Origin of the sequence: Cellulomonas soli (assembly GCF_013409305.1) — a bacterium.
In the GTDB taxonomy this organism is placed as follows: domain Bacteria; phylum Actinomycetota; class Actinomycetes; order Actinomycetales; family Cellulomonadaceae; genus Cellulomonas; species Cellulomonas soli.
The window spans coordinates 1,442,115-1,454,862 of the sequence record NZ_JACBZJ010000001.1 but is presented as its reverse complement, the minus strand read 5'-3'; the positions used below and the strand labels follow the sequence as shown (position 1 = coordinate 1,454,862).

The 12,748-nt window shown below is 74.4% G+C and carries 14 protein-coding genes and 1 riboswitch; of the genes, 11 read left to right on the top strand and 3 right to left on the bottom strand.

Annotated elements, in window-relative coordinates:
* Position 1 precedes the first annotated feature (1 nt).
* The 8 genes from BKA22_RS06715 to BKA22_RS06680 all read left to right on the top strand — a co-directional run bounded on the left by BKA22_RS06715 (position 2) and on the right by BKA22_RS06680 (position 5,381).
* Positions 2-508, top strand: a complete 507-nt coding sequence (locus tag BKA22_RS06715) for a low molecular weight protein-tyrosine-phosphatase (RefSeq protein ID WP_307725885.1) — start codon at positions 2-4, stop codon at positions 506-508.
* A 123-nt stretch (positions 509-631) separates the two neighbouring features.
* On the top strand, positions 632-910 hold the full coding sequence (locus BKA22_RS06710; RefSeq protein WP_146952783.1) for a hypothetical protein: 279 nt from the start codon (positions 632-634) through the stop codon (positions 908-910).
* A 112-nt stretch (positions 911-1,022) separates the two neighbouring features.
* Positions 1,023-1,196, top strand: a complete 174-nt coding sequence (locus tag BKA22_RS20285; RefSeq protein ID WP_223203553.1) for a YegP family protein — start codon at positions 1,023-1,025, stop codon at positions 1,194-1,196.
* Positions 1,197-1,266: 70 nt separating this feature from the next.
* Complete coding sequence (locus tag BKA22_RS06700; protein WP_146952781.1) at positions 1,267-2,442, top strand: pyridoxal phosphate-dependent aminotransferase; 1,176 nt, start codon at positions 1,267-1,269, stop codon at positions 2,440-2,442.
* Complete coding sequence (locus tag BKA22_RS06695) at positions 2,424-3,752, top strand: molybdopterin molybdotransferase MoeA (protein ID WP_307725884.1); 1,329 nt, start codon at positions 2,424-2,426, stop codon at positions 3,750-3,752. The genes BKA22_RS06700 and BKA22_RS06695 overlap by 19 nt, the downstream gene beginning before the upstream one ends.
* Entirely contained in the window at positions 3,752-4,705 is a 954-nt protein-coding gene (gene mobA / locus BKA22_RS19660; protein ID WP_223203552.1) for a molybdenum cofactor guanylyltransferase, read from the top strand. Before BKA22_RS06695 ends, mobA begins: the two co-directional genes overlap by 1 nt.
* Positions 4,702-4,938: a MoaD/ThiS family protein gene (locus tag BKA22_RS06685; RefSeq protein WP_146952780.1), complete on the top strand. Its 237-nt coding sequence runs from the start codon at positions 4,702-4,704 to the stop codon at positions 4,936-4,938. The genes mobA and BKA22_RS06685 overlap by 4 nt, the downstream gene beginning before the upstream one ends.
* A gap of 98 nt (positions 4,939-5,036) precedes the next feature.
* Entirely contained in the window at positions 5,037-5,381 is a 345-nt protein-coding gene (locus BKA22_RS06680; protein ID WP_146952779.1) for a TFIIB-type zinc ribbon-containing protein, read from the top strand.
* A gap of 26 nt (positions 5,382-5,407) precedes the next feature.
* On the opposite strand, the gene moaA is transcribed toward BKA22_RS06680, so the two are convergent.
* From moaA to BKA22_RS06665, 3 genes are read right to left on the bottom strand one after another with little or no spacing between them, the layout of a single operon-like run.
* Positions 5,408-6,412: a GTP 3',8-cyclase MoaA gene (gene moaA / locus BKA22_RS06675; RefSeq protein ID WP_179561885.1), complete on the bottom strand. Its 1,005-nt coding sequence runs from the start codon at positions 6,410-6,412 to the stop codon at positions 5,408-5,410.
* A gap of 8 nt (positions 6,413-6,420) precedes the next feature.
* Positions 6,421-6,840: a molybdenum cofactor biosynthesis protein MoaE gene (locus tag BKA22_RS06670; protein WP_146952778.1), complete on the bottom strand. Its 420-nt coding sequence runs from the start codon at positions 6,838-6,840 to the stop codon at positions 6,421-6,423.
* Positions 6,837-7,415: a MogA/MoaB family molybdenum cofactor biosynthesis protein gene (locus BKA22_RS06665; RefSeq protein ID WP_146952777.1), complete on the bottom strand. Its 579-nt coding sequence runs from the start codon at positions 7,413-7,415 to the stop codon at positions 6,837-6,839. The genes BKA22_RS06670 and BKA22_RS06665 overlap by 4 nt, the downstream gene beginning before the upstream one ends.
* A 205-nt stretch (positions 7,416-7,620) precedes the next feature.
* Positions 7,621-7,722, top strand: a riboswitch (glycine riboswitch).
* 190 nt (positions 7,723-7,912) lie between these two features.
* On the opposite strand from BKA22_RS06665, the gene gcvP reads away from it, so the two are divergent.
* From gcvP to gcvH, 3 genes are all read left to right on the top strand, one after another.
* Entirely contained in the window at positions 7,913-10,864 is a 2,952-nt protein-coding gene (gene gcvP / locus BKA22_RS06660) for an aminomethyl-transferring glycine dehydrogenase (protein ID WP_223203551.1), read from the top strand.
* Between the two features lie 62 nt (positions 10,865-10,926).
* Positions 10,927-12,081, top strand: coding sequence for a glycine cleavage system aminomethyltransferase GcvT (gcvT, locus tag BKA22_RS06655; protein ID WP_146952775.1), 1,155 nt, complete (start codon positions 10,927-10,929; stop codon positions 12,079-12,081).
* Positions 12,082-12,160: 79 nt separating this feature from the next.
* Positions 12,161-12,535, top strand: a complete 375-nt coding sequence (gene gcvH / locus BKA22_RS06650; protein ID WP_146952774.1) for a glycine cleavage system protein GcvH — start codon at positions 12,161-12,163, stop codon at positions 12,533-12,535.
* Positions 12,536-12,748: the final 213 nt, after the last annotated feature.

Here is a 12,748-nt window from a genome sequence, read left to right as displayed (position 1 = left end):
CGTGCCGTACCGGGTGATGACGGTGTGCACGGGCAACATCTGCCGGTCCCCGATGGCCGAGGTGGTGCTGCGCGACCGGTTCGAGGCGGCGGGCCTCGGCGAGCTGGTGGTGGTCGACTCCACGGGCATCAGCGACGAGGAGCACGGGCACCCGATCGACCGGCGGGCCCGGACGGTGCTGGTCGCGCACGGGTACTCGGCGGGGGAGGGCCACCGCGCGCGGCAGGTCCGCGCCACCGAGCTGCCCGCCCGGGACCTCGTGCTGGCGATGACGGCGACGCACGCCCGCTCGTTGCGCCGTCTGGCGGCGGACCCGGTGATCGCGGGTCGGGTCGTGATGTTCCGCTCGTTCGACCCGGCTGCGCCCGTGGTCGCACCGGGGGAGCCGGAGCACGTGCTCGACGTCGACGACCCCTGGTACGGCGGACCGGAGGACTTCGAGGACTGCCTGGCGCAGGTCGAGGCGGCCGCGGACGGCATCGTCGCGCACGTGCGCGCGGCGCTCTGAGGCTGTCGCCGGACCGTCGCTCGCCGTTCACCGGCGCGCCCCGCGGTGCTCATGGGCACCAGGGAGGCTTCCTGGCAATCGCCCGTCCGGCTGAGAGGTCGGGACCCGTGAAGGAGCCAGCCGATGGTGACCCCGTCCCACCTGCGGCGCACCGTCGCGCCGGCAGTCGTCCTCGGCACGAGGCCGCCACGCGTCGCGCGCCGGGCCCGTGGCGGTCGGGCGCTCGCGCGGGTGGTCGTCCTGGCCGCGGTCGTCGGGGTCCTCGTGGCGGTCCTGCTCGTCGCCCCGGCGTCGTCTGGTGCGGGGGAGCTGCTCGTCGGTGCGGTCGCGTTCGGCTCGACCCTGCTCGGTGCGGGTGCCGTCGTCCTCGTCCGGCGGCTCCGGCGCAGCAGGACGCGCTGAGCGGAGCGCGCACCGCGTCCTCCCGTCCCCGCTTGCGACCGCCGGTCCCGTCGTCACACTGGCAGAGGTGCCGCCGACGTCCCGCCGACGGCCTGGGCCAACGGGGGCTGTCGTGAAGTTCGAGATCTACAAGGACAAGGCCGACGAGTTCCGGTTCCGTATCAAGGCGACGAACGGCAACGTCCTGGCGAGCAGCGAGGGGTACTCCGCGAAGGCCTCGGCACAGGGTGCGATCGACCGCATCAAGGCCGACGCCGCGGATGCCGAGGTCGACGACCAGAGCTGACGGGGTCCACGACCTGGACGAACCTGGACATGTCCGCGCATCTCCCAGGTGTCTCGGCGACGATGGGGGCATGAAGGTCTCGCGCCGGTCCCAGGTCCCGCCGTTCGCCGTCATGGAGATCCTCGCAGCGGCCAACGCACGCCGGGCCGCAGGCGAGAAGGTGCTGAACCTGTGCGCGGGCGAGCCGTCGACGGGCGCGTCCGACGTCGTGCGTGCCCGGGCGATCGACCTGCTGACCAGCGGTGACCTCGGGTACACCGAGTCGATGGGTGCGCCGGGGCTGCGCGCGGCCATCGCGCACCACTACGCCGACTGGTACGGCCTGGACGTCGACCCGGCCCGCGTCGCGGTCACCACCGGTTCGTCGGGCGGGTTCCTGCTGGCCTTCCTCGCTGCGTTCGACGTCGGCGACCGGGTCGCGCTCGCCCGGCCTGGGTACCCCGCGTACACGAACATCCTCGCGGCCCTCGGCTGCGAGGTCGTCGAGCTCGCGTGCGGGCCGCAGACCCGGTTCCAGCCGACGGTCGCCCAGCTCGAGGCGCTCGACACCCCGGTCGACGGCCTGGTCGTCGCGAGCCCCGCCAACCCGACCGGCACGATGATCGACCCCGACGAGCTCGCGGCCCTCGCCGCCTGGTGCGGCGCGCACGGCGTCCGGCTGATCAGCGACGAGATCTACCACGGCATCACCTACCCGGACGCGACGGGGGAGGCGCTGGCGACTGCGACGGCCGCGCAGTACCTCGACCAGGGTGCGGTCGTCGTGAACTCGTTCTCCAAGTACTGGGCGATGACCGGCTGGCGCCTCGGCTGGCTCGTGCTCCCGGACGACCTCGTCGCGGCCGTCGACGCGCTCGCGGGCAACGTGGCGCTGTGCCCGCCCGCGCTCGCCCAGCACGCCGGCGTCGCTGCGTTCAGCCCCGAGGGCTACGCGGCGGCGCGCGAGAACGTCGACCGCTACGCCGAGGCGCGCACGCACCTGCTCGGCCGGCTCGACGAGCTCGGCTGGGTGCACGTAGCCCCCGCCGACGGCGCGTTCTACCTGTACGGCGACGTGTCCGCCTCCGGGCTGGACTCGGTGACCTGGTGCGCCCGCCTGCTCGACGAGGCCGGGGTCGCCCTGACCCCGGGAACCGACTTCGACCCGGTCGACGGGAACCGGTACGTCCGGCTGTCGTTCGCCTCGTCCGTCGACGTCGTGCGCGAGGCCGTCGACCGGATCGTCGCGTGGCAGGGCACGCTGTGAGGGCGCCGACCGTCCCGACGGCCCCGACCGTGATGCGCACGCTCGCCGAGCACCGGGCCGCCGCGCTCGCCCTGGGCGCACCTCTGCCGACCGAGGAGGTCGGTCTCGACGACGCGCTCGGTCGCGTGCTCGCGCAGGACGTGCGCACGGCCGACGCCCTGCCCCGCTGGGCGAACTCCGCGATGGACGGCTACGCGGTGCACCAGGCGGACCTCGTCGGTGCGTCCGCCGAGCACCCGGTGACCCTGTGGGTCGTCGCGGACCTGCCGGCAGGCACCTCGGCCGACCCTCGGATCGACCGCGGCACAGCCGCCCGGATCATGACGGGTGCGCCCGTTCCCAGCGGGGCCGACGCGATCGTCCCGGTCGAGCACACCGACGGCGGGACGATCTCCGTGACCGTGCGCGTCGAACCGGCCCCCGGCGCGCACGTGCGGGGTGCGGGCGAGGACGCCGCAGCGGGCGACCTCGTCGTCCCGGCGGGCACGCTGCTCGGCCCGGCGCACGTGAGCGCGTGCGCGTCGGTCGGGCAGGCCAGGCTCGTCGTGCACCGGCGTCCGCGCGTGGCCGTCGTCTCGACCGGGGACGAGCTGGTCGCACCGGGCGAACCGTTGGCCCGCGGGCAGCTGCCCGACTCGAACTCGTGGCTGCTCGCCGCCGCCGTGCGCGAGGCCGGCGCCGACGCGGTCCGTATCGGTCCCGTCGGCGACGACCCCGCGGACCTGCGTGCCCTGCTCGACGCCCTCGACGCCGGCACGTACCCGCAGGCCGGGCCGGTCGACGCGATCATCACCTCGGGCGGGGTCAGCGTCGGTGCGTACGACGTGGTCAAGGCTGCGCTGCTCGACGAGCCGGACGTCGCGTTCGTGCCCGTCGCCGTGCAGCCCGGCAAGCCGCAGGGACTGGGCCGGCTGGTCCACGGCACGCCGGTGTTCGCCCTGCCGGGCAACCCGGTCAGCTCGTTCGTCTCGTTCGAGCTGTTCGTGCGCCCTGCGCTGCGACGCCTGCAGGGAGCCACGGAGGTCGAGCGCCCCACGGTCGTCGCGACCGTCGACGACGCGTGGCGCACGCCACCGGGCCGCACGCAGATCATGCCCGTGCGCGTCGTCGCGCCGGCCGACGACCTCGGGCTCGACACCGCCGTGGACCCTGCGACGAACCCTCGCCCGACCGTCCGCCGTGCCACCCCGGGCGGGTCCGGCTCGCACCTGGTCGCCCGGCTCGCGCTGGCCGACGGGCTCGCCGTGGTCCCGGTCGACGTGACGGCCGTCGAGCGTGGTGACCTGCTCACGGTCCTGCGGCTGCGTTGATGGGCACGTCGTTCGACGCCGTGGTGCTCGCCGGCGGGCGTGCCCGGCGGCTCGGCGGCGCCTCCAAGCCCGAGGTTGCCGTCGGTGGCCGGGCGCTCGTCGACCACGTGCTCGACGCGACGACCGGGGCCGGCCGCACGGTCCTCGTCGCACCCGACCGGCTGGTCCGCCCCGGGGTCGTGACCGTGCTCGAGGACCCGCCCGACGGCGGCCCGGCCGCCGGTCTCGCCGCCGGGCTGACCGCGCTCGGACCGGACGGTGCACCGCTGGTGCTCGTGCTGGCCTGCGACGTCCCGCTCGCGTCCCGCGTCGTACCCGCGCTGCTCGAGGCCGCCACCAAGGCCCCCGACGGCGCCCGACTGGTCGACGAGGACGGTCGGGCCCAGCACCTGCTCGCCGTCTACACCCGCGCCGCCCTCGACCAGGCGGTCGCGCGGCACGGCGGGCCGACGGGCGTGCGCGGGCTGCCGGTCCGTGCGCTGCTCGACGGCCTGCGGCTCACCGACGTCACGGACCTCGAAGGAGGTGGGCTGGACGCCGACACCTGGGACGACGTCCGCCGGCTCGACGCGCAGCTCGGTGCGGCCGCGCCGGTGGCAGGATCGGACGGGCCGGGGCAGCGCCCCGCAGCACCCGCAGCACGCGGACGACACCACGAGGAGCGACCCATGAGCGAGGACCCGAGGCGCGCACCGGGCGCCGACCTGCCCGTCTGGACGTCCGCGCTCGCGGTCGCCCTCGGCGTGGACCCGTCGTTGGTCGACGTCGTCGACGTGCTGGACGTCGCCGGGGAGGTGGCGCACCAGGTCGCCCGACCCGCGGCACCGTTGTCGCTGTTCGTCGCGGGCATCGCCGTCGGGGCCGCCGGCGGGAGCCCCGAGGCGGTGGCCGACGTGCTCGCGCGCGTGCGTGCCGCGGCCGCAGCCTGGGGTGCCGACGGGCCGACCGCGTGATCACGGTCCGCTACTTCGCCGCGGCCGCCGAGGCCGCGGGCCTCGAGCAGGAGCAGGTGCCGGCCGGCTCTCTGGCGTCGGTGCTGGCCGAGGTCGTCGCGCGGCACGGCGCGGAGCTCGACCGCGTGCTCGGTCGGTGCGCGCTGCTCGCCGACGGCGTTCGCGTCGAGGGCGCCGAGCCCGTGCCTGCCGGTGCCGTGCTCGACGTGCTCCCGCCCTTCGCCGGCGGCTGACCGGCTCGTGCCGTCGTCCGGGCGGGCACCGATCGGTGCCGTCGGCCGTTGTCCCGGCCGGAGGCGGTGACGGTCACCGCCACGACGGAGGTGCGCGCATGTTGTGTCCGGTGGACCAGGCACGGCTCGTGATGACCGACCGCCAGGGCGTCGAGATCGACTACTGCCCGGTGTGCCGCGGCGTGTGGCTCGACCGCGGCGAGCTCGACAAGATCCTCGAACGCTCGGGCGGCACCGCGTCCGCCGTGCAGGCGACCCCGGCCGCTGCTCCCGCCCCGTACGGCCAACCCGCCCCGTACGGCCAACCCACCCCGTACGGCCAGCCCGCGGCGCGCGGCTACGACGACAGGCGTGACGACCGTGCGGCGTACGACAGCCGCGGGCACGACCCGCGGCGGAAGAAGAAGCGCGAGTCCTGGCTCGAGGACCTCTTCGACTTCTGACCCCGACCACTCCGTGACGTCGGCGGTCAGCCGCCGATCGCGCTCATCGGTCGCGTCGGCTGCAGGAACGTCGGGTCGTCGATGTCGTGCCCTGCCTTCTTGCCGGCCAGGCACCGCCGGTAGGCGTCCCCGAGCGCGGCGTCGACGTCCGTCCCGTCGGCCCGGACCAGCGCGCGCACGTCGGTCTCGGTCTGGGAGAACAGGCACGCGCGCAGCTGTCCGTCGGCGGTCAGGCGCAGCCGGTCGCACGCTCCGCAGAAGGGTGCGGACACCGAGGCGATGACCCCGACGGTCTCCGGGCCGCCGTCGACGGACCAGAGCTCGGCGGGTGCCGCGCCGCGCCCGGGCACCTCGGTGAGCGTGAAGGCGGAGGTCAGCCGCTCGAGGATCTCCGCCTGGGTGACCATGGTGACGCGGTCCCAGGTGTGCCCGCCGTCGAGCGGCATCTGCTCGATGAACCGCATCTGGTACCCGTGGTCGACGGCCCAGCGCGTGAGCGCGACGACCTCGTCGTCGTTGACCCCGCGCATGGCGACCGCGTTGATCTTGATCGGCGACAGCCCGGCGGCCTCGGCGGCGGCCACTCCGGCCAGGGTCTCGACGAGCCGGTCGCGGCGGGTGAGCTGCTGGAACCGGGCGCGGTCGAGCGTGTCGAGGCTGATGTTGACGCGTTCCAGCCCGGCGTCCCGCAGGGGTGCGGCCAGGCCGGGCAGGCGCAGCGCGTTGGTGGTCAGCGAGACCTCGGGGCTACCCTCGGGTCCGGTCAGCGCGGTGAGCCGTCGGACGACGTCGACCACGTCGGTGCGCAGCAGGGGTTCGCCGCCGGTGAGCCGGATCTCGGTGATGCCCAGCTCGACGCCGACGCGGGCGACCCGGACGATCTCCTCGGTGCTGAGCATGGTGTCGCGGGCGAGCCACGGGACGCCCTCGGCGGGCATGCAGTAGGTGCAGCGCAGCGAGCACCGGTCGGTGAGCGAGATCCGCAGGTCGCGGTGCACCCGGCCGAACCGGTCGACCAGAGGTGCCTGCACGGGCCCGTTCACAGCCCGACCCACAGGTGCGACCCGTCGGCGAGGACCTCGCGCTTCCAGACCGGCAGCTGCGCCTTGACGCGTTCGACCAGTTCCCGGCACGCGTCGAACGCCTCGGCCCGGTGCGCGGACGCGACCACGGCGACGAGGGCGGCCTCCCCGACCGCGAGGTGGCCGATCCGGTGGCTCACCGCGACCCCCAGGACGCCGTCACGGTCGGCGATCTCGTGCGCGATCCGCTCGAGCTCCGCGCCGGCGTCCGGGTGTGCGCTGTAGTCGAGCGCGACGACCTCGCCCGGGACCGAGGGGTCGTGGTCGCGGACCACCCCGAGGAACGTGGCGAGCGCACCGACCTGGGGGCCGCTCACCTGTTCCACGTGAAACCCCAGGTCGAGCGGGGTGTGCGTGACCTGCGCCAGGACGCTCATCGGTGGTCACCGCCGCCCACCTGGTCGAGCAGGTGCCCGAGCAGCGGGAGGAGCACGTCGAGACCCTCGACCACGCCGCGCGGCGAACCGGGCAGGTTGACCACCACGGTGCCCTCGACCGTGACGCCGGCGAGGCCGCGGGAGAGCACGGCGGTCGGCACCGACCGTGCCCCCTCGCGGCGCAGCAGCTCGGCGATGCCCGGCAGCTCGAGGGCGAGCACGGGCCGGGTGCCTTCCGGCGTCCGGTCGCGAGGCCCGACCCCGGTGCCGCCGGACGTGACGACGAGCCGGGCGCCTCCGGCGACCGCGGCACGCAGCGCGTTTTCCACGGAGATGGCGCCGTCCGGGACGACCACCACGTCGACGACCTCGTAGCCGGCCTCGACCAGTCGGGCGGCTGCCGCGGGGCCCGAGAGGTCCTCGCGCTCGCCCGCGGCGGACCGGTCGGAGACGACGAGGACGAGGGCGGTGGCGGCGCCGATGAGCGCGCCGTCGCGGCTGCCCGCGTGCTCGCCCGCGGTGTCCACCGCGGGTCGGTGCGAGGAGTGGTGCGTCCCGCCGTCAGGGGCCGTCATCCGGTCAGGGTAACCAGGCCCGGCGATGTCCGGCGCGGGCGACCGCCGTGGATTTGTCACGGCGGGGGAGTCGCCCGGGGCCGCCCTTCGGTGTGCGGCACGGTGGCCGCCGGCCCGCGGCCCGCCGGCCCGGACCGATCCGCGAGACCACCCGCTCGACGGGAGGACCGCGGGGTACCCTGACGCCACAACTCAACACGCTGCTCGAACCATGGCGGGAGAGCTCCCGACGGCCACGGCCGGCCGGGACGCCGAAGGAGCAACCCTCCCCGGGAATCTCTCAGGCCCCCTGTACCGCCACGGCGAGGCAACTCTGGAAAGCGGTCGTGCCCTCGGGCCCGACCCACCGACGGTGCAAGTCGGCGCGCCCCGGGCCCACTGGCCACGGCGGACCGGCAAAACTCTCAGGTCGCGTACCCCCGGGCGCGCGGATGACAGAGCGGGGAGCCCACCTTGCCGTCCCGGCGTGCGCCGGGCGAACCCCTGTGGAGCAGCCCGTGACCGAGCTCGACCTGACCTCCCCTGCGCTCCCCGTGCGCCCCGCAGCGCCTGCCGAGTCGCCGGCTGCCGTCGATTTCTCCGACCGGCACATCGGTCCGCGGGGCACCGAGACGGACCGCATGCTCGCGGTCGTCGGGTACGACGACCTGGACGCGCTGGTTGACGCCGCCGTCCCTGCGGCGATCCGCACCGACCGCCCGCTCGACCTGCCCCCGGCACGCTCCGAGGAGCAGGTCCTGGCTGACCTGCGCGCGATCGCGGGCCGCAACCGGGTGATGACCTCGATGATCGGCCAGGGGTACTCCGACACCGTGACCCCCGCGGTCATCCGCCGCAACGTGCTCGAGTCGCCCGCCTGGTACACCGCGTACACGCCCTACCAGCCGGAGATCTCCCAGGGTCGGCTCGAGGCGCTGCTCAACTTCCAGACGATGGTCGCGGACCTGACCGGCCTGGAGATCGCCAACGCGTCCCTGCTCGACGAGGCGACGGCCGTCGCGGAGGCCGTCGCCCTCATGTGGCGCGCGTCGAAGGCGAAGGCCGGCACGGTGGTGCTCGACGCCGAGCTGTTCGGCCAGTCGCGCGAGGTCACGCTCGGTCGGGCCGAGGCGATCGGCCTGCCGGTCGTCGTCGCGGACCTGACCGACGGGTTGCCCGAGGTCGAGGGCGCGCTGGTCGGCGTCGTGCTGCAGCAGGTCGGCGCCTCGGGGGTCGTGCGCGACCTGGGACCGCTCGTCGCGGCGGCCAAGGAGCGCGGTGCGCTGGTGACGGTCGCGGCCGACCTGCTCGCACTGACCCTGCTGCGGACGCCGGGTGAGCTCGGCGCGGACGTGTCGGTCGGCTCGGCGCAGCGGTTCGGCGTGCCGCTGTTCGGTGGCGGTCCGCACGCGGCGTTCATGGCCGTGCGCCCGGGTCTGGAGCGGATGCTGCCGGGGCGGCTCGTCGGGGTGTCGGTCGACGCCGACGGCGCGGCGGCGTACCGGCTCGCGCTGCAGACGCGTGAGCAGCACATCCGTCGCGAGAAGGCGACGAGCAACATCTGCACCGCGCAGGCGCTGCTGGCGATCGTGGCGTCGATGTACGCGGTCTACCACGGGCCCGACGGGCTGCGGGCGATCGCGGAGCGGGTGCACGGCAACGCCGTGCGGCTCGCGCAGGTGCTGACCACCTCGGGTGTCGAGGTCGCACACGAGCAGGTCTTCGACACGGTTCGCGCGTCGGTTCCCGGGCGCGCTGGCGCGGTGGTCGCAGCCGCCGCGGCCCGCGGAGTGAACGTGTGGGCGCCGGACGGCGACCACGTGCAGGTCGCCTGCGACGAGACGACCGGCCCCGACGACCTGATGGCCGTCGTCCTCGCCTTCGCCGACGCCGGCGCCACGACGCTGCCGCGCGACGAGGACGGAAGCCACCGCGTCGGGTTCGTCGGCCCCCGGCCCATGGATGTGCCCGACGGTCTGCGCCGGAGCACGGCCTACCTCACCCACCCCGTGTTCCACCTGCACCGCTCCGAGACGGCGATGCTGCGCTACCTGCGCCGCCTGTCCGACAAGGACCTGGCGCTGGACCGCACGATGATCCCGCTGGGCTCGTGCACGATGAAGCTCAACGCGACGGCCGAGATGGAGCCGATCTCCTGGCCGGAGTTCGCCTCGATCCACCCGTACGCCCCGACCGACCAGACGCTCGGGTACGCCGAGCTGGTCACGCAGCTGCAGGACTGGCTCGCGGAGATCACCGGCTACGCCGCGGTGTCGGTGCAGCCGAACGCCGGTTCCCAGGGTGAGCTGGCCGGTCTGCTGGCGATCCGTGGCTACCACGCGGCCCATCACGCGGACGGCGCCCCGGTGCGCGACGTGTGCCTGATCCCGGCCTCCGCGCACGGCACGAACGCGGCGTCGGCGGCTCTGGCCGGGATGCGCGTCGTCGTCGTGGCGACGGCCGCCGACGGGTCGGTGGACCTCGACGACCTGCGCGCCAAGCTCGCGCAGCACGGCCCGCAGGTGGCCGCGATCATGATCACGTACCCCTCGACGCACGGCGTCTACGAGGAGGGCGTCCGCACGGTCGCCGACCTTGTACACGAGGCGGGCGGGCAGGTGTACATCGACGGCGCGAACCTCAACGCCCTCGTCGGACTGGCCCGTCCGGGCGAGATCGGCGGCGACGTCAGCCACCTGAACCTGCACAAGACGTTCTGCATCCCGCACGGCGGCGGCGGTCCCGGTGTCGGCCCGGTCGCGGTCGCCGCGCACCTCGTGCCCTACCTGCCGGGCAACCCCACCCCGGGCGAGCTGGGCGCAGGCGTCGTCGCACCCGTCTCCGCGGCACCCTGGGGCTCGGCCGGCATCCTGCCGATCTCGTGGGCGTACGTGGCCCTGATGGGTGGCGACGGCCTGCGCCGTGCGACCGAGGTTGCCGTGCTCGCCGCGAACTACCTGGCCACCCGCCTGCGCGACGCCTACCCGGTGCTCTACGCGGGCCCCGGCGGGCTGGTCGCCCACGAGTGCATCCTCGACCTGCGCGAGCTCACCAAGCAGACCGGTGTGACCGCCGAGGACGTCGCCAAGCGGCTACAGGACTACGGATTCCACGCGCCCACGCTGTCGTTCCCCGTGGCCGGCACGCTCATGGTCGAACCGACCGAGTCGGAGGACCTGGCCGAGCTGGACCGGTTCGTCGAGGCCATGCTGGCGATCCGCGCCGAGATCGACGACGTCGCCGCCGGCCGCTGGGCCGTCGAGGACTCCCCGCTGCGGCACGCCCCGCACACCGCCGCCTCGGTCACGGCCGACACGTGGGAGCACGCGTACCCGCGCGAGCTCGCGGCGTTCCCGGTGCCCGCGCTGCGCGCCGGCAAGTACTGGCCGCCGGTGCGCCGCATCGACGGCGCCCGCGGCGACCGCCACCTGGTCTGCTCGTGCCCGCCCGTCGAGGCGTACGCCGAGTGACCACGCCCACGCCCACGCCCGAACCCGCCGCCGCCCCCGACGCTGAAGTCCAGGAGACCGACATGACGCAGAACCCCGAGCAGGACGTGCTCTCCCCGCTGCACGACGAGCACGTCGCCCTGGGCGCCGCGCTGACCTCGTTCGCCGGCTGGCAGATGCCGCTGCGCTACTCCTCGGACATCGCCGAGCACCAGGCGGTCCGCGCGGCCGCCGGCCTGTTCGACCTGTCGCACATGGGCGAGCTGTGGATCACCGGGCCTGAGGCAGCGGCCGGTCTGGACGCCGCGCTCGTCGGGAACCTCTCCGCCGTGACGCTCGGCCGCGCTCGCTACACGATGATCTGCGCCGAGGACGGTGGCGTCATCGACGACCTGGTCGTCTACCGCCGTGGCCCCGAGCGCTTCCTGATCGTGGCCAATGCCTCGAACGTCCATGTCGTGCGCGAGGCGCTCCTCGAGCGGCTCGCCGGGTTCGACGCGACGCTGACCGACGAGTCGCTCACCACGGCGTTGGTCGCCGTGCAGGGCCCGCGCGCCGAGGAGATCCTCACGGGTCTGACCGCCGCCGCCGACGTCGAGACCGTCCGCTCGATGCCCTACTACGCCGCCGCCGAGGCCACGGTGGACGGCCACGCCGCTCTGGTCGCCCGCACCGGCTACACGGGTGAGGACGGCTTCGAGCTGTTCGTGCCCGCCGCCGAGGCGCCGGCCCTGTGGCGTGCGCTGCTGGCGGCCGGCGAGCCGCTCGGGCTCGTCCCCGCGGGTCTCTCGGCGCGGGACAGCCTGCGGCTCGAGGCCGGGATGCCGCTCTACGGCAACGAGCTGGACCGCACCACCACGCCGCACGACGCCGGTCTGGGCCGGGTCGTGAAGCTCGACAAGGTCGCCGCCGACGGTTCGCCGCTGCCCTTCGTCGGTCGTGCCGCGCTCGAGGCGCGAGCGCACGCGTCGGGTGCGCGCACCCTCGTCGGGCTCGTCGGGCTCGGCCGTCGAGCGGCCCGCCACGGGTACGACCTCGTCGCGTCGACCGAGCCGGACGCCCCGACGGTGGGCACGGTCACCTCCGGCGCGCCGTCACCCACGCTCGGGCACCCGATCGCGATGGCCTACGTGACCCCGGAGCTGTCGGCCGAGGGCACCGAGCTGGCCGTGGACGTGCGTGGTCGGCGCGAGCCCGTGCGCGTGGTGGCCCTTCCCTTCTACCGTCGTCCTCGGTGACCGGGCTGCTGCCTCTCGCCGTCGCGCACCTCGTCCCGCCGTCCCCTGCCGAACCCGCCTCGAGACCCCAGGAGCACCCATGAGCACCGACCTTCCCGCCGACCTGCACTACACCGTCGAGCACGAATGGCTGAAGGACGGCAGCCCGTCGACCATCGGGATCACCGCCGTGGCCGCCGACGCGCTCGGCGACATCGTCTATCTCGAGCTGCCGAAGGTCGGCGAGGAGATCGTCGCCGGTGCGGTCGTCGGGGAGATCGAGTCGACCAAGTCGGTCTCGGAGCTCTTCTCCCCGGTCTCCGGGACCGTCACGGAGATCAACCAGGACGCGGTCGACGACCCCTCGGTGGTGAACTCCGACCCGTTCGGCGCCGGATGGCTGCTCAAGGTGGAGGTCTCCTCGACCGGTCCGCTGCTCACGGCGGAGGAGTACGCGGCCCAGACAGCGGGCTGAGTCGTCCCTCGGGCGGGTGGCCTGCAGGTTCGGACAGATCGGGAGGACGTTCGCAATCCACGTCGGAGGGCGAATGATGGACCAGACCGCGGCGGTCGTGGCACGCGACACGCCCGGATCTGGCCGGTCGACCAATGTCGTGACACAGTCGAGTCCTGGACGTTATCTCACCGTGACATTTCTAGGCGGTTTCCCTCGCCCGAACGGGTGAAA

What these genes read in the sequence shown, in the direction of transcription:
- BKA22_RS06710 (WP_146952783.1), top strand. Translation starts at nt 632, where the DNA reads ATGGTGACCCCGTCCCACCTGCGGCGCACCGTCGCGCCGGCAGTCGTC.
- BKA22_RS06700 (WP_146952781.1), top strand. Translation starts at nt 1,267, where the DNA reads ATGAAGGTCTCGCGCCGGTCCCAGGTCCCGCCGTTCGCCGTCATGGAG.
- mobA (WP_223203552.1), top strand. Translation starts at nt 3,752, where the DNA reads ATGGGCACGTCGTTCGACGCCGTGGTGCTCGCCGGCGGGCGTGCCCGG.
- BKA22_RS06680 (WP_146952779.1), top strand. Translation starts at nt 5,037, where the DNA reads ATGTTGTGTCCGGTGGACCAGGCACGGCTCGTGATGACCGACCGCCAG.
- BKA22_RS06670 (WP_146952778.1), bottom strand. Translation starts at nt 6,840, where the DNA reads ATGAGCGTCCTGGCGCAGGTCACGCACACCCCGCTCGACCTGGGGTTT.
- BKA22_RS06665 (WP_146952777.1), bottom strand. Translation starts at nt 7,415, where the DNA reads ATGACGGCCCCTGACGGCGGGACGCACCACTCCTCGCACCGACCCGCG.
- gcvT (WP_146952775.1), top strand. Translation starts at nt 10,927, where the DNA reads ATGACGCAGAACCCCGAGCAGGACGTGCTCTCCCCGCTGCACGACGAG.
- gcvH (WP_146952774.1), top strand. Translation starts at nt 12,161, where the DNA reads ATGAGCACCGACCTTCCCGCCGACCTGCACTACACCGTCGAGCACGAA.